Source organism: Haloarcula limicola, from assembly GCF_010119205.1.
Classification (GTDB): Archaea; Halobacteriota; Halobacteria; order Halobacteriales; family Haloarculaceae; genus Haloarcula; species Haloarcula limicola.
Genome location: NZ_WRXM01000001.1, coordinates 1,076,264 through 1,097,045, shown reverse-complemented (window position 1 = coordinate 1,097,045; position 20,782 = coordinate 1,076,264). Strand labels below are relative to the sequence as shown.

Sequence of the window (20,782 nt, the reverse complement as noted above, 5' to 3'; positions counted from 1 at the left end):
ATGAACAAGTTCGTCTTCTTCGGGGGGAAGGGCGGGGTCGGCAAGACCACGGTATCGAGCGCCTACGGACTGAAGTGCGCCCGCGACGGCCTGCGGACGCTGCTCGTCTCGACGGACCCGGCACACAGCACCTCGGACGTGTTCGACCAGCAGTTCGACGACGACCCGACGGCCGTCGAGGGCCACGAGAACCTCTGGGCGATGGAACTGGACCCGGAGGAGGAGGTCGAACGGCACATGCGGGAGATCAAGGGCTCGATGACCGACCAGGTGAGTCCGGCCATCGTCAACGAGATCGACCGGCAGATAGAGCTCGCCCACCGGACGCCGGGAGCCTACGAGGCGGCGCTGTTCGACCGGTTCATCGACGTGATGCGCGAGAGCGACGACTACGACCGCGTCGTCTTCGACACGTCGCCCACCGGCGGCACGCTGCGCCTGCTCGCGCTCCCGGAGTTCCTCGAATCGTGGATCGAGCGGCTCACGGCCAAGCGAAAGGAGAGCGTGGACCTCTTCGAGAAGGCGGCCATCGGCGACGAGGAGGCTCGGGAGCGTCTGCGGGACGACCCGATCATCCGCCGGCTCACGGAACGCAAGGAGAACTTCGAGTTCGCCGGGCGGACGCTCCGCGAGGACGCCGTCTTCTATCTCGTTCTCAACCCCGACGAACTCTCCATCGAGGAGTCCCACCGCGCCGTCACCGACCTGACCGACGCGGGCCTGACCATCGGCGGACTGGTCGTCAACAAGGTCGCGCCGGCCCCGGACGACGACGAGACGGGGAAGGGAGCGACGTACCTGCGGGAGCGCCACCGCACCGAGCGGGCGCGACTCGACCGCATCCGCGAGGAGTTCGACCAGCCGGTCCTCGCGGTCGTCGAACAGCGCGTCTCGGAGATAAAGGGGAGCCTCTTGGACGAGGTCACGGCCGAACTCGACATCGACGTCGAGGCGTCCCCGGCGGGGCCCTAAACAGCGGCCGCGGGGGCGGAAATCGGCAGGCGGCGTAGCCGCTGCTGGGCTCGAAATGTGACTGAGCTGTCCGATATCTCCACAATTATTAAATACTTTTTGGGCACAGATATGGATGAGGGTTAGTCATCATGGTACAAGTTATCTGGCTCGTCGTCGCCACGCTGCTCACGTTCAGCATCGGGTACCTCGGCTATTCGAGGTATCTCGCGCAGTTCGTGGAACTGGACGATTCGAACGAGACACCGGCGCACAAGTACGAGGACGGACAGGAGTACGTCCCCTCGAAGAAACCGGTGTTGCTGGGGCATCACTACTCTAGCATCGCCGGGGGCGCGCCCATCGTCGGGCCCATCACCGCCGGCGTGGTCTGGGGGTGGGTGCCGGCCCTGCTGTGGATCGCCATCGGGAACCCGCTGATGGGGAGCGTCCACGACTTCGTCTCGCTGTCGGGCAGCCTGCGACACGAGGGGAAGTCCATTGGCTACATCATCGGCGAGTACGTCGGCGAACGGGGGAAGAAGATGCTGCTGTGGTTCGCGTTCCTGACGATCATCCTCGTCGTGGCGGTGTTCGCGCTCGTCGTCGCCATCGTGTTCAACGCCTACCCGCAGGCGGCGACGGCGAGTTTCGTCTACATCGCGCTGGCGCTGATATTCGGCGTGTACCTCTATCAGTTGGACCTCCCGTTCATCCCCGGGACGGCCGTCTTCGTCGCCGCGGTGTTCGGCGGCGTCTGGGTCGGCCTCAACTTCCCTATCGCGCTGTTCCCGGCCCCCGAGGGGTCGCCCTACGCGCCCGAGACCATCGTCCTGTTCGGCTCCGGACTGGCCTCGCTGGTGCCCGCGGCGGGCACGCTCGGCGCGAACACCGCCGGCTGGATACCGGTCATCCTGCTGTACGCCGCCATCGCGTCGGTGCTCCCGGTGTGGATGCTGCTCCAGCCGCGGGACTTCCTCTCGTCGTTCCTGCTCTACGCGGGCGTCGGCGGGGCGCTGCTGGCGGTCGTCGTCGGCACCCTGCTCGGAACGTCCTCGCAGCCGCTGGTGATCGAACTCGAACCGTACTACGGCTTCATGGGGACCGCGGGGCTGCCGCTGTTCCCGCTGCTGTTCGTGACCATCGCCTGCGGAACCATCAGCGGCTTCCACTCGCTGGTCTCCTCGGGGACGACCGCGAAGCAACTCAACAAGGAGTCCGACGCCCGCCCCATCGGCTACGGCGGGATGCTCGGTGAGGGTCTACTGGCGACGGTCGCGCTCGGGACGGTCGCCATCGCGGGCGTCACGGCCGGCGGCGGCATCGGCCGCGCCCTGCCGAACTTCGCCAGCGGCGGGTCCGTCATGCTGTCGAGCTTCGGCATCCCGCTGGAGGTCGGCGCGGTGTTCATGGCGCTCGTGCTCGTGAGCTTCCTGTTGACCTCGACCGACACGGCGGTCCGCCTCGGTCGCTACATGGCCGAGGAGATCGTCGGCACGCCCGACGCCGACACCGTCTACATGCGACAGATACAGGAGACCGGGACCAACCGCTACTCGAACGCCGCCATCCAGTGTCTCATCGCGTATGCGCTGGTCGCCAGCGGGTCGTGGGCGAGCCTCTGGCCGCTGTTCGGCGGCGCGAACCAGCTGCTGGCCGCGCTCGCGCTGCTGACCGCGACGGTGTGGCTGGCGAACTGGGACGACGACAAGCAGCTCATCAGTACCGGCGTGCCGATGGCGCTGATGACGCTCATCACGGTCATCGCGCTGCTGTACCTCGCGCTCTATCAGAACTTCTACCAGCAGTTCGTTCTGGGCGGCTTCGCGCCGGAGGCGGGCATCGTCGCTCGCATCTCCGTCGCCGCGCAGATAATCCTCGCGCTGGTGCTCGTGGGACTGGCAATCTCGCTGGTCTGGATCGGCTACAAGAACATTCGGTCGGTGCGCGAACGGCCCGGCGCGGCCCCGGCCGACGACTGAACGGCGACGCGACGAGCCCTCCCTACTTTTCTGCGTTTTCCGCGTTCGAGCGTCCCCGCGGTGGCGACGCCGAAGGCGCTCATCCGAGCAACGCTCGCAGCCGTCCCAGCAGTCCCGACGGTTCGGCGTCTAAGTCCCGCCACAGTTCGAACGCGGCCGCCACGTCCGCCTCGCTGCTGGCGACGGCGTCCTCCCGCTCGGGGGCGACGACGGCGAGGTTCACCTCGTAGCTCCCGTAGTAGCCGTACTTCAGCAGCGTCCGGTCGCGGAACCCCGAGACGTGCGAGCGCACGTCCTCGGGGACGTCGGGGACGACGAGGACGAACGTGAACTCCGTCCCGTGGTGTTCCTCGCTCGCGTCTATCCACTCGTCGGCGAGGTCGTGGCCGAGCGCCACCAGCGCGTCGAGGTCGGCGGTGGAGACGCCGTCGGCGCGTCGGGCGAAGAGGTGTTCGCTCGTCTCGTAGTTCGCCCAGTTGATCGAGCGATGGAGGAACTGCTTCTGGCTCTCGACGAACAGGCGGCCGTACAGGTCGAAGCGCTCGCCGTCGGCGGCGTAGTCCCGTTCGAGGTCGTAGTTGTACTGGAGGCGGTCAGCGACCCGCTGGAGGTAGTCATCGTCCCACGTGGGCAGGTCCTGTTCGGGCGGCTCGGCCGACTCGACCGCGCGTTCGGTGTCCTCTCGCTCGCTCATGCGTCCGGGTCGTAGGCGTGGACGTCGTCACCGGCGGGCGCGCCGACGGCGAAGACGCGGACGGGCTCCGTCGCCGATTCGGGGTTGTAGGCCCGCTGTGGACTGCCCGGTTCGACGACGAACACCTCGTCGGCCTCGACCTCGTAGGTCCGTTCGGGCGTCTCGACGTGGAGCGTCCCCGAGAGCACGTAGAACACCTCCTCTTGTTCGTCGTGGACGTGATAGGCCAGCGGGAGCGGCTCGCCGGGGTCGGCCTCGTAGACGTTCGCTCCCAACTGTTCGAGCGAGGCGGCGGCGTCGATGGACCGCTGCGTGCTCGGCCGGTCGGGCGTCGGCGAGACGTCGGCGATCGAGATGTGGTGATATCCCATACCAGTACACTGGCGGTCGCCCATCTAAAACTTCGGCCCGAATCGCGGGCGGGGGTTGCGTTTGCAAGCACCGATTTTACCGGAGAGCGACGGCTACGTATCGAGTACGACCGCGACAGCCCACCGCGTTACCGCGGCGTACAGGGCCACTGAACTGACCGTGAATTCATATCGCATTCGATGACTGAGAGCACCCATGCAGACGACCTGCGGAACCGAATCGAAGCAGTCGAGACAGCGTCGGCGGATACGGACCGGCTCCTGTCGGTCGCCGTTCCCGCGACGGAGCCGATCGGCGAGACCCTGGAAGCGATCGAGGAAGACCACGCGGAGGCGTCGTATCTCGACACCGACGAGACGACGCAGACGCACGTCCGCGAGGCCTTAGACGAGGTCAAGCGGCTCCTCAACGACTACGACGAGACGCCGGCGAACGGCCTCGTCGTCTACGCCGGCGTCGTCGACGGCGACCTACGGACGTACGTCTTCGACGACCCGCCGGAGTCGGTGACCGAGTCGGTGTACGAGCGCTCGAACGAGTTCGACGCGTCGCCGCTCGACGCGACGGTCGCCGAGGCCGCCGACGCCGGCACGCACGGCCTCCTCGTCGTCGCGCGGGAGTCGGCCGTCTTCGGCCGGTACGACGCCGAGTCGGTCGAACTCGTCGACGAGATCGAGAGCGACGTCCCGAGCAAGCAGTCCGCCACCGGCCGGTCGGAGGAGAGCTTCCAGGACCGCAGCGAGGAGCGCGCCGGCGAGTTCTTCGACGCCGTCGGCGACGCCGCCCAGCGGGTGTTCCTGCCCGAGGCCGACGTCGCCGGCGAGACGCCCGACCCCGACATCGACCGGCTCGTCGTCGGCGGGAGCGAGGTCATGGCCGAGCAGTTCCACGACGGCGACCACCTCCACGAGCGGCTCGAAGAGCGCGTCGTCGGCCCGTTCGAGGTGTCCTACGCCTCCGAACAGGGCCTCCGAGAGCTCGTCGACGCCGCGGAGAACGCGGAGGCGCTCGACGTGACCGACGCCCGGGATACGATGGACCGGTTCTTCGGCGAACTGGACGACGGCGACGAGGCCGTCTACGGGCCGAACGATACCGAGGAAGCGCTCGAAGAGGGGGCCGTCGAGACGCTGCTGGTCTCCGACTCCCTCGACCCGGCCGAGGCACAGGAGCTCTCGAAGCGGGCCTCGGAGACGGGTGCCGACACCATCACCGTCCCGACCGGTTACGACCGCGGCGAACGCTTCGACGAAGGGTTCGAGGGCGTCGGCGCCCTCCTTCGCTACCCGGTCGCGTAACGGTCGGTCTCGGCCGCGACCGCTCACATTACCGGTCGTGACTCGCCGAGGGAACTTTTATTCGGCGAGAGACCGAACCGTCGCGGTAGAGCATGAGCAAAGAGACCGAGTCCTGCGGTCGGTGTGGCATGAGCACCGTCGTAGACACGGCGGACGGGGACGAGTCGGACCCGTTCGGGACCGCGCGTATCGAGGTGGACGACGAGGAGGCGCGGACTGTCTCGCCCGCCGCGTGGCTCGCGGGCCTCAAGGACCGCCTCGACGACGCGGCGACGCGGCTGACCTACGGTCGATAGGGCGGACGCTACCTTTTTGTCCCGTCTGGATGAGTTCAGCCTAATGTCAGAGATAGACGTTCTCGTGTTGAACCAACCGATCCACGGGATGTCGCCCCGGGAGTACCGCTCGATTCTCGCGGATCGGCTCCCCGAGCGACGGGTCGAACTCGCCTCGAAACCCAGCGAATACGACGAGCTCGTGGCTCAGTCGCGCATCGTCACGGGGTTCGAGATCGGCGCGGACGCCGTCGAGTCGGCCGACGATCTCGAACTGTTCGCCTGCACCTTCGCCGGGACGGACCACCTCCCGACCGACGCCTTCCAGGCCAACGACGTCCGCGTCACCAACGCCTCGGGCGTCCACGGTCCGCCCGCCGCCGAGCAGGTGATGGCGTACGTCCTCTCCTTCGCGCGCCACCTCGATACGGGCTGGGACCGGAGCCGCGACGGGACGTGGAGTCACTACCGCGCCGACGAACTGCAGGGCTCGACGGTCACCGTCGTCGGGACCGGTGCCATCGGCGGTGCCATCCTCGATCGGCTGGCCCCCTTCGGCGTCGACACTATCGGCGTTCGAAACACCCCCTCGAAGGGCGGCCCCGCGGACGAGATCATCGGCTTCGACGAGTTCGAGGAGCGACTGCCGGAGACGGACTACCTCGCGTTGGCCTGTCCGCTCACGGAGAAGACAGAGGGGCTCGTCGACGAGTCGGCGTTCGACTTACTGGACCCGAGCAGCGTCCTCGTCAACATCGCCCGCGGCGAGGTCGTGGAGACGGACGCGCTGGTCTCGGCGCTGAAGACCAACGAGCTCCGCGGGGCGGCGCTTGACGTCACCGACCCCGAACCGCTGCCGGACGGCCACCCGCTGTGGAACCTCGACAACTGTCTGGTCACGCCGCACAACGCCGGCCACACGCCGGAGTACTGGGATCGGATGGCCGACATCATCGCCGAGAACGTCGAGCGACTGGAGTCGGGCGAGGAACTCCGAAATCTGGCGCAGTAGACCGAATCAAGATTCGCTCGACAACCGCTCGACCAGCGACCGGAGCGTCGCGAGGTCGTACTGACCCGGCGCGGTCGCCTCGGCGGGGTCGACCGGCGCGTAGCCGATTCGGGAGCCGTACAGCGGTGCGACGGCCCGGGAGTGCCGCCCGGCCTCGCCCATGCACATCGTCGCCACCCGCTCGCCGGCGGCCGATAGCTCGCGGGTCGCGCCGAGCATCGCCAGCACGTCATCGGGCGAGCGGGCGGTGGAGGCCATCTTGCCCACGTCGCCGTAGGCACACGCGTCTTCCAGTCGGTCGGCGATGGCGTCCCGGTCGGGCGTCGCCTCGAAGTCGTGCGTCGAGACGACGACCGATGCGCCGTTGTCTCGGGCGCGGTCGGCGACTCGACCGGCGTCGTGGTCGCCCGCCCCGGAGAGCGCGGCGAGTTCGAGGTCGACGGCGGTCACGGCGTCGTGCTCGACGGCCCGTTCCAGCGCGTCGAGTCGCTCGGCGGTGTCGGCGGCCTCGCCGCCCTCCCACTCGGCGCGGTTGGTCACGAGTACCGGGAGGTCGCCGTCGTAGGCATCGAGCTGTGAGAGCGGCGCGTCGGCGAGGTCCATCCGCAGTTCGACGCCGTCGGCGTCCCCCCGGGCCGCCGGTTCGATCCCGAGGTCCGACCCGGCCGCGAGCAGCGTGAACGAACTGAAGTCCATGGCGGCGCTTCGGCTGAACCGCACAAAAACGTCTCCGTCTCACTCGACCGGCACGTGCGAGACGCGGTAGCCGTCGTCGGTCCGCTCGACCGAGTCGACGGCGTAGAGGCGGACGCGGCGCTCCTGTTTGGTGTTGACCGCGAAGTCGTAGTGCTCGGCGTCGTAGCTCGGGTCGTTCTCGGCGGCCCACTCGCGGTGGGCGGCGAGTCGATCGCGGGCTATCCGCTCTGAGTGTCCCGTTACACTCGCCACGCGGTCGTCGAGCGCCGCTACGAGCTCCGGGTCGCGCTCGACGCCGACGGAGTTGCGGGCGTCGACCATCGCGGCGAGCGTCGTCGTTCCGGTGCCGAGGAAGGGGTCGAGGACGGTGTCGCCGTACACCGAGAACATCGAGATAAGCCGGTGCGGGACGGTCAGCGGGAACGCGCCCGAGCGGTTTCGCAGGCCGTCGTCGAGCGCCTGGCTCTCGCCGGGGAGCTCCCAGAGGTCCGAGAACCACTCGTTTCGCTCCTCCCAGAAGTACGCGCTCCGATAGCGGCGGTCCGCGCCGGGTTCGAGCCGTCGGCGCTCGCCGTTGCGGAAGACGAGGATGTGCTCGTGTTCGAGCGTCGGGTAGGCGTTGGGCGGGACCATCCCCGACCCCATGAACTTCGCGCCGCTGTTGGTCGGCTTCCGCCAGAGGATGTCCGGAAGCGCTCTCAGGCCGCGGTCGGTCAGCCGGTCGGTTATCTCGGCGTGGTTCGGGTACGAGCGAAAGCCGTCGGCCAGCGATCGGGTGGCGTCGCCGACGTTGATGCAGGCGATGCCGCCCGGGACGAGGACGCGTTCGAGTTCGGCCCAGACCGTATCGAGCACGTCGTGCATCAGCCGGAAGGCCTCGTCGCCGTCGCCGTCGTCCAGCGCCTCGCCGATGGCGGGGTCGAGCGACGCGAAGATGCCGTCCCACATCTCGATCATCGGGTACGGCGGCGAGGTGACGACGAGTTCGACGCTGTCGGCTTCGAGGGGCAACTCGCGGACGTCCCCGGTGACGACCCGGTGTCTCGTCTCCATGTGCCGGCGGTAGAAGCGACCCGGTTAGGTGTGTTTTGGTTCCGTCGCGCCGCCGACCGAAACGATACTCGGCGCCCGCGAGCGAGAGCGGTCCTCAGTTCCGCTCGACGAGGCTCTGAATCTCGTTTATCTTCGCGGTCTGCTGTTCGTTGGCGGCGGCTATCTGCTCGATCTCGGTCGCGACCTCCTCGGCGTTCTCGGCGGTCATGTCGACCATGCTGGCGACCTCCTCGGTCGAGGCGGCCTGTTCGTCGGTCGCCGAGGCGACCTCTTCGGCACCGCGGGCGGCCTCCTCGACGGCCTCGTCGATGTCGCGGAGGATCTCGACGGTCCGGCTCACCTGCTCGATGCCCTCCTCGACCTGTTCGTTGGCGTCGTCGATGCTGCCGACGGTGTCCTCGGTGTCGGCCTTGATGTTCGAGACGAGCTGCTCGATCTCGGTCGCGTTCTGCTGGGACTCCTCGGCCAGGGACTTCACCTCGTCGGCGACGACGGCGAAGCCCTCGCCGGCTTCCCCGGCGCGGGCGGCCTCGATGGAGGCGTTCAGCGCCAGCATGTTCGTCTGGTCGGCGATGTCGTTGATGACGTCGACGATGGCGTCGATCTCGTCGATGCGGTCGCGCAGCTGCTCGACGTCCTCGGAGACGTTCTCGTTGGCCTCGTCGACGGACTCCATCGCGTCGATGGCGTCGTCGGCCACGTCCCGGCCCTCGTCGGCGAGGCTGCGAGCGCGTTCGCTCACCTGTCGCACCTGGCTGGCGCTGGAGGCCACCTCCTCGACGGTCGCGGAGAGGTTCGACACCTCGCCGGCGACCTCCCGCATGTTGTCGGACTGCTCGTTCGCGAGGTCGCTGATCTCCTGGGAACTCCCGGAGACGTTCTCGGACGCGCGGAGCAGCTCGTCGATGGCGCTGCCGAGTTCGTCCGCCGTCCCGCCCGAACCGACCGGGCGTTGGTCGGTCTGACCGATTTCTGAAGCCATGTACGCAATCCGACAGCCCAGCGGATTAAGCGTACCTCCGCGGTTATCAGGCGTGATTCTTCGACGGCCGTCGGGGTGTGTAAAAACGATACGCTGACCGACGGCGGCCTCCCGCAGTTCGAGGACTGAGAGCGGCTACGCGACGGTCAGTCCCTGCTCGGCTTCGAGCAGTTCGTGGTATCGGTTGCGGATGGTGACCTCGGAGATGTCGGCGACTTCGCTGACGGCCGCCTGCGTCGTCTTCTCGTTGGTCAGGAGCGCGGCGGCGTACACCGCGGCGGCGGCGAGGCCGACCGGCGACTTCCCGGAGTGGACGCCCTGCTCCTTGGCGTTCTGGAGGAGTTGGCGGGCCCGGTGTTCGGCCTCGTCGGAGAGTTCGAGCGAGGAGGCGAACCGGGGGACGTAGCTCTCGGGGTCCGCGGGCTTGACTTCCAGCCCGAGTTCGCGCACGACGTAGCGGTAGGTCCGGGCTATCTCGCTCTTCTCGACGCGGGAGACCTCGGTGATCTCGTCGAGAGAGCGGGGGACACCTGCCTGCCGGGCGGCGGCGTACACCGACGCCGTCGAGACGCCCTCGATGGAGCGGCCGGGGAGCAGGTTCTCGTCCAGCGCTCGGCGGTAGATGACCGAGGCGGTCTCGCGGACGTTCTCGGGGAGGCCGAGCGCGCTCGCCATGCGGTCGATCTCGCCCAGCGCCTGCTTGAGGTTGCGCTCCTTGGAGTCGCGGGTGCGGAAGCGCTCGTTCCACTTGCGCAGGCGCTGCATCTTCTGGCGCTGCTTGCCCGACAGCGAGTTGCCGTAGGCGTCCTTATCGCGCCAGTCGATGTTGGTCGAGAGGCCCTTGTCGTGCATCATGTTCGTCGTCGGCGCGCCCACGCGGGACTTCTCGTCCTTCTCGCTGGAGTCGAACGCCCGCCACTCCGGGCCGCGGTCGATCTCGTCGGACTCGACGACCAGGCCGCAGTCCTCACAGACCGTCTCGCCGTGTTCGTCGTCCATGACGAGCGATCCGGAGCACTCCGGGCAGGCGGTCGCCGTCGATTCCTCGGTCTGTTCCTCTTCGTCGGTTCGTCGTCGCGTTCGTGTGTGTTCGCTCATTGGTTGCGAAGGCGGGGCTCACCGGGCGATGGGGCCAACCGTAGAACCCGGCGGCAATCGGTAAGAACGAATCCGTTCGAAAGTCATTTAGTGTTTGTGGTATCGATCCGCGGATGGACGGCTCACGCCACGAGACGCGCGTCTGTATGAGCAACGCACAACCATTCAAATAACATCCGTAATGATTCATCCGGGAGTTCGAGCCACGGCGTGCGTCACCGGGGCCGGAACCCGGTAAAGGCCGCCCCGCCGAGCGCGTCGTCCCGGACGCGGCGAGCGACTGACCGCGTTCGAGGCTGACGGCCTCGGTGCGTCGCGCGTTATTCCGTTCGGCTTCCGGGTTCGACCTCGTCTCCCGGACGGCCGATCGTCCGCTTGCCCTCAGTCGTGTCGATGTCGGTGAGCGCGTTGAGCGGGCACCACCGCGCCGCCGCGGTCAGCAGGAACGCGACGCCGACAGCGAGCGCGAGGACGCCGACTGCGGTGCCGGGCGGTCCCGGATCGAGGCTCACACTCCCCAGCAGTATCGCCGCGCCGACGACGAGGAGGAGCGGCCCGAAGACGGCCCGGCCGATGCGGTCGTAGCCGCCGACGTTTCGGTACATTGTCGAGACACCACATTGTGATACGTTGACAATCAACATAAAGTATCGGTGTATTTCGTCCGCAAACGGCGGTCTGATCGGCGAGTAAATCGGAAAACGGGTTCGGGTCGGCGACGCTCAGTCCGTCGTCTCGGGTTCGATGTCGCCCGCGCTCCGGGACTCCTCGACGGCGGTCGTCAGCGAGACGTTGAGCCACGCCATCGAGCTGACGCCCCCGAGGATGGTGACGGCGTTTTTCACCGCGTGGTCGACGATCGCGACGCTGAGAGCGACCGTCACGCCGATGGCGGCGGGGGTCAGCGGCGCGACGATGATCGTGAACGCTCCCTCGTACAGCCCCACGCCGCCGGGAGTCAGCGGGAGCACCTTCGCGAGGTTCCCGACGCTGACCGCGAAGAAGCCGACGGCGACGAGCGAGGGGTCGAGCGGATAGCCGAAGGCCGCGAAGACGACCAGCGCGGTCACCACGTCCAGCGTCCAGATGAGGAGGCTGCTGAGGCCCACGCGAGCGAAGGCCGAGCCGTCGGCGGTCACCGTCTGGATGTCGGCGACGAACGTCTCGACGACGCCGGCGACGTAGTCGGCGTAGGAGTCGTCGCTCAGCCGGCCGACTGCCGACCGGACGAAGTTGCGGTCGGTGCGGGCGCTGGCGACGATGACGCCGACGGCCCCGATGGCCGCGACGCCCACGGCGGCGGCGACGACGACGGCGGTCTGGCCGCTCCGTGCGGTATCGCCGCTGGCTCCGCCGGTCAGGGCGGCCAGTAGTTCGCCGGCCGATCCGGTGGCGGCCAGCCCCAGCATGACGGTGCCGGCCAGCACCGTGATCGTGAGCAGGTCGAAGACGCGCTCGACGGCCAGCGACGCGAACCCGGTGGGATACGGGATGGCGCGGCGCGCCTTCACGACGTAGGCGCGCACGCCGTCGCCGAGCCGGGCCGGGAACACGAGGTTGCCGGTCTGGCTGATGAACACCGCGCCGGTGAGGAAGTCCCAGCGCTCGTGATACCCCATCGTATCGAGGATATCGCGATAGCGAGCGCCCCGAAGCGGCCACGAGGCGGCGTAGATGGCGGCGCTGACGGCGATCAGCGCCGGGTCTGCGCCGGCCATCACGTCCAGGACCCGCGCCGGGTTCAGGTACTGCGTCATCAGCAGGAGCGCGACGACGACGAGCATCGTCCCCGCGCCCAGCGAGACGCGGGGCGTGATGCGGGGGCTGACAGATAGCTCCCAGCCGGTCCGGAGGATCTGACTCCCCATGCCGAAGACGTCCCGGACGATATCGACCTTCGAGTCGCCCTTCGGCGTCCAGTCGACGGGGAACTCCTTGACGCGGAAGCCGCGTCGCTGGGCCTTGACGAGCATCTCCGTGTCCCAGAACCAGTGTTCGTCCTGGACGGTCGGCGCGAGCGCCTCGAAGGCCCGCCGGTCGAACGCCTTGAAGCCGCACTGGTGGTCCTTGAGGTCGGAGCGCAGGACGCCCCGGACCAGCGTGTTGTAGCCGAAACTCGGGATGCCCCGCTTGGCCGGGCGGTCGGCGCGGTTCTCGGCCATCCAGCGCGAGCCCGTCGCCACGTCGTACTCGTCCGATCGGACGCTCTCGACGAGTTCCTCCAGGTGGCGCATGTCCGTGGCGAGGTCGGTGTCGAAATACACCAGCGTCTCGCCCTCGGCCCGCTCGAAGGCGTACTCCAGTGCGCCGCCGCGGCCGAGGCGCGTCTCCGAGTGGATGTGACGCACGCGGTCGTCCTCGTTCGCGAGGCGGGTGGCTATCTCCGGCGTCCGGTCGGCGCAGCCGTCTTCGGCGACGATGACTTCGAACGAATCTCCCGGTAGGAAGGAGGCGAGCGTCTCCAGCGTCACCGAGACGGTCTCCTCGATGGTGTCCTCCTCGTTGTACGCCGGAAGGACGACGCTCACCTCTACAGCAGTCATTGGTTCCGAGTGGGGTACCGAATCGGAAGTACCTTCTGGCCCATTCCTAGCGCCCCGTCAGTCCGCCCGCTCGGGTGAGCGTACGGTGACGAACTCCGTCAGGTCCTCGCCGACCTCGGCGGCCGACTCGTAGGGCCGCCCGACGACGATGTCGCCGGCGCGGCTCTTGCCGATGCCGGGGATCGTCGTCAGTTCGTCCATCGAAGCGCTGTTGACGTCCAGCGGGTGGGGCACGCCCGTCACCGAGCGGTAGCCGTGGCCGGTGACTGCCACGTCGAGGGTCCGCCCGAGTTCGCGTTCGCCCGGGAGCCCGACTAGCAGCGGATACGTGCCGAGCTGTCGGCCGAAGGTCTTGCCGTCCTGGTGGTACTCCAGATGCACGTCGGGAAGCACCGTGCCGGGCGGGGCGACCCGCTTGAGCATCGGGTTGTCGATCTCCTCGCGGACCTCCTGCTTGTACCGCTTGAACAGTTGCTTGTGGTCCTTGGCGATCTGCGCGCCGGTGTCGGCCATGTCGGTCCCCTCGAAGGCCATCACCTGCCGGATGTTCACCCGGCGGAGCATGTACCCCTCGTCGTAGACGCGCTGGAGGAACTCCTTGTTGTGGTCGAACGTCTCGCGGCGCTCGCCTTTCAAGCCGTGCAGGAGGTTGATTCCGGGCAGGAGCTTCGGGAGGCGGCGCGGCGCGCCCTCGCCGAAGTTGGGCGCGCTCTCCCTGTCGCCGCCGGGACGCCATCCCGCTTCCTCGTTCACGATCTTCACGGCCTCGAAACACTCCTCGGCGGTGACGTTGAGGTCGTTCTCCTCCTGCACGAGCGGGTCGGCGGACTCCAGACCGAACGCGGCGGTGTCGCCGGGCGTGTTGTGCTCGGCGATGACGCGGATCCCCTCCCGGGCCTTCTCGGGCCACTCGACGACGGTGATGGGGTTCATGTTGTCGAGGTGGAGCGTCTCTAAGTCGGGAGCCACCTCGCGGATACCGCCGTAGAGGCGGCGGAGGGCGTCCGGGTTCGGGGCCTCGCCGTCGCCGCCGTAGGCGAGGATGTCGGCCTGGCGGCCCAGGCGGAAGTGGGCGACGCCGCGGTCCGAGAGGGCGTCGACTTCGTCTACGACGCTCTCGGGCGGCCGGAAGTCCGGGTCGCCGTACATCGGCTCCGTGCAGAACGAACAGCGGTACGGACAGCCGCGGGAGGTCTCCATCTCGCAGATGAGGTACTCCGGGTGGTTGGGGTGCTGCTCGACGACGAACGCGCCCGCTCGCGCCCAGCGGGTCTCCTCCTCGACCGAGCGATAGCGGTCCTCGAACCCTTCGAGGCCGGACTCGACGAGGTCGTGGACGGCCGCCTCCACGTCGGCCATCGCCAGGAAGTCGAAGTCGAGGTCGTCACGGGCCGTCTCGCTCGCTCCCTCGTTCGCCTCGCCGACGCCGAAGCGGACGGGACCGCCCATCACCGAGGTGCCGTCGGCGGTCCAGGCCAGTTCGCGCACCTCGTCGGGTTCGGCCGGCGTCCCGCCGACGTATTTCCCGGGGACGGTCATCCCGCCGACGTACAGCAGCAGGTCGGCCTCCTCCACGTCGCGCCACAGGCGGCGCTCCTCGCGGAGTTCGTCGATCGTGTGGTAGGTGATTCGCTCTCGGGGCACGCCCGCCTCGACCATCGCGCCGGCGGCGTAGCGCGGGTACGTCGAGATGTACGGCGGAACCCCGAAGTGCGCCGGTTCGTCGACGTAGCCGTCCACGATGGTCACGTCGAGCGTCTCGGGGTCTGCGGTCATGGCCGCGAGTTGTCGGCCGAGGCGTAAAACGGTGTCTGGTCGGTCGGGCGGACTCCCGCCGAAGTTGCGTACGGTTACCACACCAGACAAAACAGATATGTCCTAGATTTGCGTACATATTATGTATCTTATGAATAAGACACTCTCTCGAAGGGGCTTCTTGGGGTTGCTCGGGGTGACGACTGCGGCGGGGGCGCTCGGTTGGGCGACCGGGTGGCTCCGCGGGCCGTCCGACGGCGCGAACGCGTCGCCCGAACCCAAGACGATGGTCGGTATCTACCCGTCGTGGTCCCGCTACGAGCGCGGATATCTACCGGGCGACGTCCCGCTCGACCGGATCACCCACCTGCAGTACGCCTACCTGACGATCACCGAAGACGGAAGCGTCGACTACGCCGACCGCTACGGCGACACGCGGAACCTGACGGCGTTTCGAGAGCGAAAGCGGGCCCATCCCGACACGAAGATGCTCCTCTCTGTCGGCGGGTTCTTCGCTTCGGAGTACTACTCGAACGCGGCGCTCGACGGGACGCGACGCGCCCGCTTCGCCCGCACCGCCGTCGCATTCCTCCGGGAGTACGACTTCGACGGGCTGGACCTCGACTGGCAGTACCCGAGCGGCGGGAACCCGAACGCCTTCACCCGAGAGGGCGATGTGAGCCGCTTTACGCTCCTCCTGTCGGAGGTGCGCCGGCAGCTCGACGCCGCCGGCGGCGAGGACGACAAGGAGTACGAGCTCAGCATCTCGGCGTCTATCAACCCCCAGTTCACCGAGAACTTGGACGTCGGCGAGTTCGCGGACCTCGTCGACCGGGTCAACGTGATGGCCTACGACTACGCCGGCCCGTGGGACGAACTGACCGGGTTCACCGCGCCGCTCTACAACCCGTTTCCGGACTCAGTGCCGGACAATCCGTTCTACGTCGCCAACGCCATGACTACCTGGAAGCGACAGCCCATCGACTCGAGCAAGCTGAGCCTCGGATTCGCCGCCTACGGTCGCGCGTTCAGCGGCGTCAGTGCCCAAAACCAGGGGTTCGACCAGCCGTTCGAGGGGACGCCGCCGGGAACCTATCCCGGGGAAGGTGAGGGGGCCTACGACTACTGGGACATCGAAGCGAACTTCACCCCCGAAGAGGGCTACGAGTCCCACTGGCACGGCGACGCGGCCGCGCCGTTCCGCTACTCGGCGGTCGACGGCGTGTTCCTCACCTACGACGACGAGCGCTCCGTCGCCGAGAAGGCCCGCTACGTGGCCGACGAGGGGTTCGGCGGAATGACTATGTGGGACTTCAACGGCGACAGGGACCGGGTGCTTCTGGACAGCGCCACCAGTGCGCTGGCCGAGTGAGCGAGCCAGTTCGCGGGCCGGCAGGGAACAGCACTCCCTAGTCGTCCGCTTCGAGCGGCCCCTCGTCGGCCTGGGCCCGCCAGAGGTCGGCGTAGTCGCCCTCCGATGCGAGCAGGTCGTCGTGGCTCCCGCGCTCGACGACCTCGCCGTCGTCCATGACGACGATGCGGTCGGCGTCTTGGATCGTCGACAGGCGATGGGCGATGACGAAGGCCGTTCGGTCCTCGACCAGGCGCTCGATGCTCGCCTGGATGCGCTCTTCGGTCTCCGTGTCCACGTCGCTGGTCGCCTCGTCGAAGATGATCACCTCGGGGTCGTTCAGCAACGCTCGGGCGATGGCGACGCGCTGGCGCTGCCCGCCCGAGAGCTTGACGCCGCGTTCGCCGATCTGCGTGTCGTAGCCCTCGGGCAGCGCCGCGATGAACTCGTCGGCCTGTGCGGCGCGGGCGGCCTCGAGGACCCGTTCGCGGGCCGCCTCGCTCCCCTCGCGTTCCCCGTCGAGCACATCCCGGTCGCCGTAGGCCACGTTCTCGGCGACGGTCCCCGAGAAGAGGTAGGGCTGTTGCTCGACGACGGCGACCTCCTCTCGGAGCGCCTGTAATCCGTACTCGCGGACGTCGACGCCGTCCACGCGAACCGCGCCCGAGTCGACGTCGTGGAATCTTGGGACGAGTTTCAGCAGCGTGGACTTCCCCGCGCCGGTCGGTCCGGCGAGTCCCACCGTGGCCCCGGCGGGCACGTCCAGCGAGACGTCCCGCAGGACCGGGCGGTCCGCCTCGTATCCGAAGGTCACGTCCTCGAAGGAGACCGACCCGTCCACGTCGTCGGGCGCGTACGGGTCCGCCGAATCGGTGATCGTCGGCTCCCGTCCCAGCAGGCCGAAGACGCGCTCGGCGCTGGACTTGGCGAGCTGGTACTTGTTCGCGGACTTCCCGACCCGGCGCATCGGCGAGTAGAGGCGGCGCAGGTAGAGGAAGAAGAGCGCGAACGTCCCCGTCTGCAGCGCCGCCGCGCCGTCGGGGCTGGTGACGAAGTCCCGCCCGGCGACGTAGAGGATCGCGACGAAGACGACCCCGGTCAGGAGCCGCAACCCGGCGAAGAAGGCCCGACGGATGCGGAGCGCCGCCACCTTCTCGTCGTGGTAGGTCTGGCTCTGGGCCGTCACGCGCTCGTTCTCGAACTCGTAGCGGTCGAAGGCCTTGATGACCGGTGCGCCGCTCAGGTTGTTCTCCAGCCGGGTGTTGAGCCGCGAGACGGTTCGTCGGATCGAGCGGTAACGGGGCTCTATCCACGAGAGGAAGTAGCCGCTGGCGATCCCGATTATCGGGACCGGTGCGAGCGCGATGAGCGCCAGCGTCGGCGAGTGCCAGTACAGGACGGCGGCGATGCCGCCGACGGTGGCGACCACGCGGATCAACTGGCGGAACTCGGTGTTGAGAAACGACTCCAGCCGGTTGATGTCGCTGTTGAGGATGGACATCATCCCGCCGGTCTGGTGGTTCGTGAAGAAGTCCATCGAGAGGTGCTGGAGGTGGTCGTAGGTGTCGTTCCGGAGGTCGCGCTGTATCTTCTGCGCGCTCGACTGGAGCAGGTAGCGCGAGACGAACCGGGTCACCGAGCGGAGCAGGTACGCGAGAGCGGCGATGACGACCAGTCGGCGGAGGAAGGCGAGTTTCGCCGCCTCGCCGGCGATGGCGGTCGTCGGGAGCAGTCCCGCGGCCGAGAGCAGCCCCGGCTCGCCGCTGTTGAGGACGACACGGTCGATGGCGGCGGCGACGACGATGGGCGGGACGAGTCGCGCGAAGCGTGTCAGGAAGGCCGCGAGGATCCCGACGAGGAGACGGACCCAGTACGGCGTCGCATAGGAGACGAGGTTCACCATCGGGTGGCCGTCGACGTTCTCACGTACCCCCTCGAACCCGCCGTGCTCGTCGGTCATGGACCGTCTATCGGCTCTGTACTGAAATATGCCGGGCTCGAACTACGCGCGGCCGCGACCCGCCTCGGAGCAGTACCGTCTCCGAAAGCGGTTTGTCTCTCACGGGCCAACGAGAGGGTATGCCAGCCACCCTGGAGGTCGTCTGCACCGACGACGACTGTACGCTCGATATGTTCGAGCTACACTACACGTACGACATGCCCGAGGACGTCGGCGTCGCCGACTTCTCCTGTCCGTACTGCGGCGGCACCGACTGTCTGGAGGCCGTCGAGCTATGATCCGGGACGTCGGCGAGTCGGTCAGCAACAAGATCTTCGAGAACCTCGGTCGGGCGGCGGGTCGCGTCCAGGAGAAGAAACCGCTGCCGGCGGACCTCTTGGAGTCCGACGACGCCTACCTCGTCGTCTTCGACGCGCCCGGGGCGACCGCCAGCGACCTGCAGGTCCGCTACGTCGAGGACCGCGTCGAGGTCCGCGTGGACCGCTTCCGGGACTTCCACGAGGGCTTCGAGATGCGCTATCCCGGCCGCGGCCTGGCGCTCGACGGCTCCGTGACGCTGCCGGCGGACGCCGCGGTCGACGCCGCCGAAGCGTCGGCGACGCTCAAGGACAACGGCACGCTACAGGTCCGCATCCCCAAGGTCGCGGGGACCGATGCGGGCGAGGAGATCGACGTGGAATCGACCGTCGGCGACGCCGCCGACGCGGACGAACCGGACGCGGAGACCGAGGAGTACGACGTCTCCGACTACGATGCGGAGACCGACGACTTCGAGGAACGCGACCCCGACGCCGACGACACCGAACGGTAGCCGGGTTCCCGTTGTGTCTACGCTGTTTTACGACGCACACGTCACCAGTCGGCGGTCGGGTCGCCGAGCGGGTCGAACTGCTCGTCGCCGTCGAAGCGCGTCGGATCGAAGCGGTCGGAGAGCGCCGCGTCTATCCGGGGTGACGTTCCGCAGACTCGCTCGGCGACGAACTCCCCCATCGCCGGTGCCCGCATCAGCCCGTGGCCCTGCCAGCCGGTCGCCACCCAGAGGCCGTCGGCGACGCGGCCGACCAGCGGGTCGCGGTCCGGCGTCGCCGTACACAGGCCCGCCCACGCCCGGTCGGCAGTCGGATCGAGCGTCGTCGCCGCTCGCACGTCTTCGAGGATGGATTCGACGAACGCCGGGTCAGCCTCGGCATCCCAGTCGGCCGGGTCGGCCGCGTGCGCCCCGCCGCCGACGAGCAGGGCGTCACCGTGCGGCCGCCAGTAGAACTCCGCGGTCGCGTCGTAGAACGAGGGCAGCGCCCCCTCGAAGGGGTCGGTGACGAGCGCCTGCGTCCGGTAGGCTTTCAGCGCGAGCGAGACGCCCGCGTCGGCGACCAGCGGTTTCGTCGCCGGCCCGGCGGCCGCGACGACGGCGTCGAAGTCCCGCTTACCGGACGATGTCTCGACGGTGGTGGGTTCGGCTAACGAGACGGGCGCGGTCATCTCGACCGTGACGCCGCGCGCTCTCGCGCGCTCGACCAGTCGGGTAACGACGGCGTCGGGGTCGAGCACTCCGGCGGCGGTGGCGATGCCGGCCGCCTCGATGCCCTCGGTTCGCAACGTCGGATACCGATCGCCGAGTTCCGCCGGGGAAATTCGCTCGACCGCTCTGCCGTGCGCCCGCATCTCTTCGACCTGCCCCCGGATGGCCGTCTCGTCGCCGCGCTCGCGGGCCGCCCAGACGTATGGACACGGCTCCAGCAGTCCCCACTCGCGATACCGGGCGAGCGCGCGGTCGGCGACTGCGGCGTCCAGTTTCCCGGCGAAGGCGTCGTAGCAGATGCCCGCGGCTCGACCGGTCGCGCCGCTGCCCAGTTCGTCGCGTTCGTAGAGCGTCACATCGACGCCTCGGTCCGCGAGGTCGCCGGCGGCGACGAGTCCGACCGCGCCTCCCCCGGCGACGGCGACGCGCATCTACCCGAGCAGCGGCCCCAGCCCGCGGGCCGGGTAGCCGACGACGGTGTCGACTCCGGCCTCGCGGAGTCGGTCGGTCCGGTCGGCGACGGCCTCGGGCGCGCCGACCAGCGCGTAGTCCCGGACCCCCGCTTCGAGCACCTCGCGCGCTCGGCCGGTCGCGGCGCTGTCGGTCGGCGCGCCGTCCGGCAGCGCCCGACGGACGGGACGGCGGCGGGCGGCGTAGGCTCCCGCGGCGTCGAGGACGACGTCGGGGTCGCCGGCGAGGACGAACGGCGCGTACACCGCGACGCCGCCGTCGAACCCGGCCGCCCGGAGCGCCCGAACGTCGCGTTCGGTCGAGCGCGAGAGCAGTTCGTACTGCGTGCCGCCGACGGCCAGCGCGAGGCGCTCGACGCCCTCGGTGCCGACCCACGGATCGGCGGCGTCGGCCGCGGCCGCCCGGAGTCGCGGCGCGACCGCTCGCTCGGCCTCCGCGTCGGTGAGATAGGCGCTGTGGCCGGCCACCAGAATTCGCTCGACGGCGTCCGGCAGCGCGGCGAGCGCGCTGTCGTCGCCCAGCGGGTCGTAGCCGTCGGCCCGGACCGGCGTCGTCACGCGAACCGTCGCGTCCTCGGCGAGCGCCGAGAGGGTCTCTCGGTCGGGGACGTGCGCCCGACCCTCGTAGTCCACGGCCAGCGTCTCGACGGCGAGGTCGGCGGCCGCTCGCGGGTCGACCTCGGCGGGCTTGAGCGCGACTGCGTCGATCCCCGCGTCGGCGAGCGTCACGGTCGAGAGCGCTGTCATCGGTTGTGTGCCTTCGTCTCGGAG

The 20,782-nt window shown here is 68.6% G+C and carries 20 protein-coding genes; 8 read left to right on the top strand and 12 right to left on the bottom strand.

Annotated features, from left to right (window positions below):
• Both GO488_RS05630 and GO488_RS05625 read left to right on the top strand, forming a co-directional pair.
• Window positions 1–972 carry an ArsA family ATPase gene (locus tag GO488_RS05630; protein WP_162316808.1) on the top strand — a complete coding sequence of 324 codons (972 nt, stop codon included), beginning with the start codon at window positions 1–3 and terminating at the stop codon, window positions 970–972.
• A gap of 131 nt (window positions 973–1,103) precedes the next feature.
• The gene (locus tag GO488_RS05625) at window positions 1,104–2,933 is read left to right on the top strand and encodes a carbon starvation CstA family protein (protein WP_162316807.1); all 1,830 of its coding nucleotides are present in this window, start codon (window positions 1,104–1,106) and stop codon (window positions 2,931–2,933) included.
• Window positions 2,934–3,012: 79 nt separating this feature from the next.
• On the opposite strand, the gene GO488_RS05620 is transcribed toward GO488_RS05625, so the two are convergent.
• Together GO488_RS05620 and GO488_RS05615 are read right to left on the bottom strand one after the other, a co-directional pair.
• Window positions 3,013–3,627, bottom strand: coding sequence for a DUF8052 family protein (locus tag GO488_RS05620; protein WP_162316806.1), 615 nt, complete (start codon window positions 3,625–3,627; stop codon window positions 3,013–3,015).
• Window positions 3,624–3,998: a cupin domain-containing protein gene (locus GO488_RS05615; protein ID WP_162316805.1), complete on the bottom strand. Its 375-nt coding sequence runs from the start codon at window positions 3,996–3,998 to the stop codon at window positions 3,624–3,626. Before GO488_RS05615 ends, GO488_RS05620 begins: the two co-directional genes overlap by 4 nt.
• Before the next feature lie 180 nt (window positions 3,999–4,178).
• On the opposite strand from GO488_RS05615, the gene GO488_RS05610 reads away from it, so the two are divergent.
• The 3 genes from GO488_RS05610 to GO488_RS05600 all read left to right on the top strand — a co-directional run bounded on the left by GO488_RS05610 (window position 4,179) and on the right by GO488_RS05600 (window position 6,584).
• Complete coding sequence (locus tag GO488_RS05610) at window positions 4,179–5,297, top strand: baeRF10 domain-containing protein (protein WP_162316804.1); 1,119 nt, start codon at window positions 4,179–4,181, stop codon at window positions 5,295–5,297.
• A 92-nt stretch (window positions 5,298–5,389) separates the two neighbouring features.
• Window positions 5,390–5,593 carry a DUF8007 family protein gene (locus GO488_RS05605; protein WP_162316803.1) on the top strand — a complete coding sequence of 68 codons (204 nt, stop codon included), beginning with the start codon at window positions 5,390–5,392 and terminating at the stop codon, window positions 5,591–5,593.
• Between the two features lie 43 nt (window positions 5,594–5,636).
• The gene (locus GO488_RS05600; protein ID WP_162316802.1) at window positions 5,637–6,584 is read left to right on the top strand and encodes a D-2-hydroxyacid dehydrogenase; all 948 of its coding nucleotides are present in this window, start codon (window positions 5,637–5,639) and stop codon (window positions 6,582–6,584) included.
• Window positions 6,585–6,590: 6 nt separating this feature from the next.
• Here GO488_RS05600 and GO488_RS05595 read toward each other — a convergent pair whose 3' ends face one another.
• From GO488_RS05595 to GO488_RS05565, 7 genes are all read right to left on the bottom strand, one after another.
• Window positions 6,591–7,280, bottom strand: a complete 690-nt coding sequence (locus tag GO488_RS05595) for a type I 3-dehydroquinate dehydratase (RefSeq protein WP_162316801.1) — start codon at window positions 7,278–7,280, stop codon at window positions 6,591–6,593.
• A gap of 39 nt (window positions 7,281–7,319) precedes the next feature.
• Window positions 7,320–8,333 carry a DNA-methyltransferase gene (locus GO488_RS05590; protein WP_162316800.1) on the bottom strand — a complete coding sequence of 338 codons (1,014 nt, stop codon included), beginning with the start codon at window positions 8,331–8,333 and terminating at the stop codon, window positions 7,320–7,322.
• A gap of 94 nt (window positions 8,334–8,427) precedes the next feature.
• Window positions 8,428–9,315, bottom strand: a complete 888-nt coding sequence (locus tag GO488_RS05585; RefSeq protein WP_162316799.1) for a methyl-accepting chemotaxis protein — start codon at window positions 9,313–9,315, stop codon at window positions 8,428–8,430.
• 135 nt (window positions 9,316–9,450) lie between these two features.
• On the bottom strand, window positions 9,451–10,413 hold the full coding sequence (locus GO488_RS05580; protein ID WP_162316798.1) for a transcription initiation factor IIB: 963 nt from the start codon (window positions 10,411–10,413) through the stop codon (window positions 9,451–9,453).
• A 320-nt stretch (window positions 10,414–10,733) separates the two neighbouring features.
• The gene (locus tag GO488_RS05575; RefSeq protein ID WP_162316797.1) at window positions 10,734–11,018 is read right to left on the bottom strand and encodes a YgaP family membrane protein; all 285 of its coding nucleotides are present in this window, start codon (window positions 11,016–11,018) and stop codon (window positions 10,734–10,736) included.
• A gap of 117 nt (window positions 11,019–11,135) precedes the next feature.
• Window positions 11,136–12,956, bottom strand: a complete 1,821-nt coding sequence (locus tag GO488_RS05570; RefSeq protein ID WP_162316796.1) for a flippase-like domain-containing protein — start codon at window positions 12,954–12,956, stop codon at window positions 11,136–11,138.
• 57 nt (window positions 12,957–13,013) lie between these two features.
• A complete protein-coding gene (locus GO488_RS05565; protein WP_162316795.1) occupies window positions 13,014–14,732 on the bottom strand; it encodes a radical SAM protein in 1,719 nt (572 codons plus the stop codon).
• Between the two features lie 130 nt (window positions 14,733–14,862).
• Between GO488_RS05565 and GO488_RS05560 the strand changes: the two genes are divergently transcribed.
• Window positions 14,863–16,083: a glycoside hydrolase family 18 protein gene (locus GO488_RS05560; protein ID WP_162316794.1), complete on the top strand. Its 1,221-nt coding sequence runs from the start codon at window positions 14,863–14,865 to the stop codon at window positions 16,081–16,083.
• A 37-nt stretch (window positions 16,084–16,120) separates the two neighbouring features.
• Here GO488_RS05560 and GO488_RS05555 read toward each other — a convergent pair whose 3' ends face one another.
• Window positions 16,121–18,022, bottom strand: a complete 1,902-nt coding sequence (locus tag GO488_RS05555) for an ABC transporter ATP-binding protein (RefSeq protein ID WP_162316793.1) — start codon at window positions 18,020–18,022, stop codon at window positions 16,121–16,123.
• A gap of 119 nt (window positions 18,023–18,141) precedes the next feature.
• Here GO488_RS05555 and GO488_RS19625 point away from each other — a divergent pair, with 119 nt between their 5' ends.
• Both GO488_RS19625 and GO488_RS05550 read left to right on the top strand, forming a co-directional pair.
• Entirely contained in the window at window positions 18,142–18,300 is a 159-nt protein-coding gene (locus GO488_RS19625) for a DUF7559 family protein (protein WP_164509621.1), read from the top strand.
• Window positions 18,297–18,833 (top strand): Hsp20 family protein, encoded by a 537-nt coding sequence (locus GO488_RS05550; RefSeq protein WP_162316792.1) that lies wholly within the window; start codon window positions 18,297–18,299, stop codon window positions 18,831–18,833. Before GO488_RS19625 ends, GO488_RS05550 begins: the two co-directional genes overlap by 4 nt.
• Before the next feature lie 41 nt (window positions 18,834–18,874).
• On the opposite strand, the gene GO488_RS05545 is transcribed toward GO488_RS05550, so the two are convergent.
• Together GO488_RS05545 and GO488_RS05540 are read right to left on the bottom strand one after the other, a co-directional pair.
• Window positions 18,875–19,972: an NAD(P)/FAD-dependent oxidoreductase gene (locus tag GO488_RS05545; RefSeq protein ID WP_162316791.1), complete on the bottom strand. Its 1,098-nt coding sequence runs from the start codon at window positions 19,970–19,972 to the stop codon at window positions 18,875–18,877.
• Window positions 19,973–20,758 carry a DUF7388 family protein gene (locus GO488_RS05540; protein WP_162316790.1) on the bottom strand — a complete coding sequence of 262 codons (786 nt, stop codon included), beginning with the start codon at window positions 20,756–20,758 and terminating at the stop codon, window positions 19,973–19,975.
• Between the last annotated feature and the right edge of the window lie 24 nt (window positions 20,759–20,782).

Coding starts and splice junctions, on each gene's coding strand:
- GO488_RS05605 (WP_162316803.1), top strand. CDS start 5,390: ATGAGCAAAGAGACCGAGTCCTGCGGTCGGTGTGGCATGAGCACCGTC.
- GO488_RS05585 (WP_162316799.1), bottom strand. CDS start 9,315: ATGGCTTCAGAAATCGGTCAGACCGACCAACGCCCGGTCGGTTCGGGC.
- GO488_RS05580 (WP_162316798.1), bottom strand. CDS start 10,413: ATGAGCGAACACACACGAACGCGACGACGAACCGACGAAGAGGAACAG.
- GO488_RS05550 (WP_162316792.1), top strand. CDS start 18,297: ATGATCCGGGACGTCGGCGAGTCGGTCAGCAACAAGATCTTCGAGAAC.
- GO488_RS05600 (WP_162316802.1), top strand. CDS start 5,637: ATGTCAGAGATAGACGTTCTCGTGTTGAACCAACCGATCCACGGGATG.
- GO488_RS05590 (WP_162316800.1), bottom strand. CDS start 8,333: ATGGAGACGAGACACCGGGTCGTCACCGGGGACGTCCGCGAGTTGCCC.
- GO488_RS05610 (WP_162316804.1), top strand. CDS start 4,179: ATGACTGAGAGCACCCATGCAGACGACCTGCGGAACCGAATCGAAGCA.
- GO488_RS05565 (WP_162316795.1), bottom strand. CDS start 14,732: ATGACCGCAGACCCCGAGACGCTCGACGTGACCATCGTGGACGGCTAC.
- GO488_RS05570 (WP_162316796.1), bottom strand. CDS start 12,956: ATGACTGCTGTAGAGGTGAGCGTCGTCCTTCCGGCGTACAACGAGGAG.
- GO488_RS05620 (WP_162316806.1), bottom strand. CDS start 3,627: ATGAGCGAGCGAGAGGACACCGAACGCGCGGTCGAGTCGGCCGAGCCG.
- GO488_RS05560 (WP_162316794.1), top strand. CDS start 14,863: ATGAATAAGACACTCTCTCGAAGGGGCTTCTTGGGGTTGCTCGGGGTG.
- GO488_RS05625 (WP_162316807.1), top strand. CDS start 1,104: ATGGTACAAGTTATCTGGCTCGTCGTCGCCACGCTGCTCACGTTCAGC.
- GO488_RS05555 (WP_162316793.1), bottom strand. CDS start 18,022: ATGACCGACGAGCACGGCGGGTTCGAGGGGGTACGTGAGAACGTCGAC.
- GO488_RS05595 (WP_162316801.1), bottom strand. CDS start 7,280: ATGGACTTCAGTTCGTTCACGCTGCTCGCGGCCGGGTCGGACCTCGGG.
- GO488_RS19625 (WP_164509621.1), top strand. CDS start 18,142: ATGCCAGCCACCCTGGAGGTCGTCTGCACCGACGACGACTGTACGCTC.
- GO488_RS05630 (WP_162316808.1), top strand. CDS start 1: ATGAACAAGTTCGTCTTCTTCGGGGGGAAGGGCGGGGTCGGCAAGACC.
- GO488_RS05540 (WP_162316790.1), bottom strand. CDS start 20,758: ATGACAGCGCTCTCGACCGTGACGCTCGCCGACGCGGGGATCGACGCA.
- GO488_RS05615 (WP_162316805.1), bottom strand. CDS start 3,998: ATGGGATATCACCACATCTCGATCGCCGACGTCTCGCCGACGCCCGAC.
- GO488_RS05575 (WP_162316797.1), bottom strand. CDS start 11,018: ATGTACCGAAACGTCGGCGGCTACGACCGCATCGGCCGGGCCGTCTTC.
- GO488_RS05545 (WP_162316791.1), bottom strand. CDS start 19,972: ATGCGCGTCGCCGTCGCCGGGGGAGGCGCGGTCGGACTCGTCGCCGCC.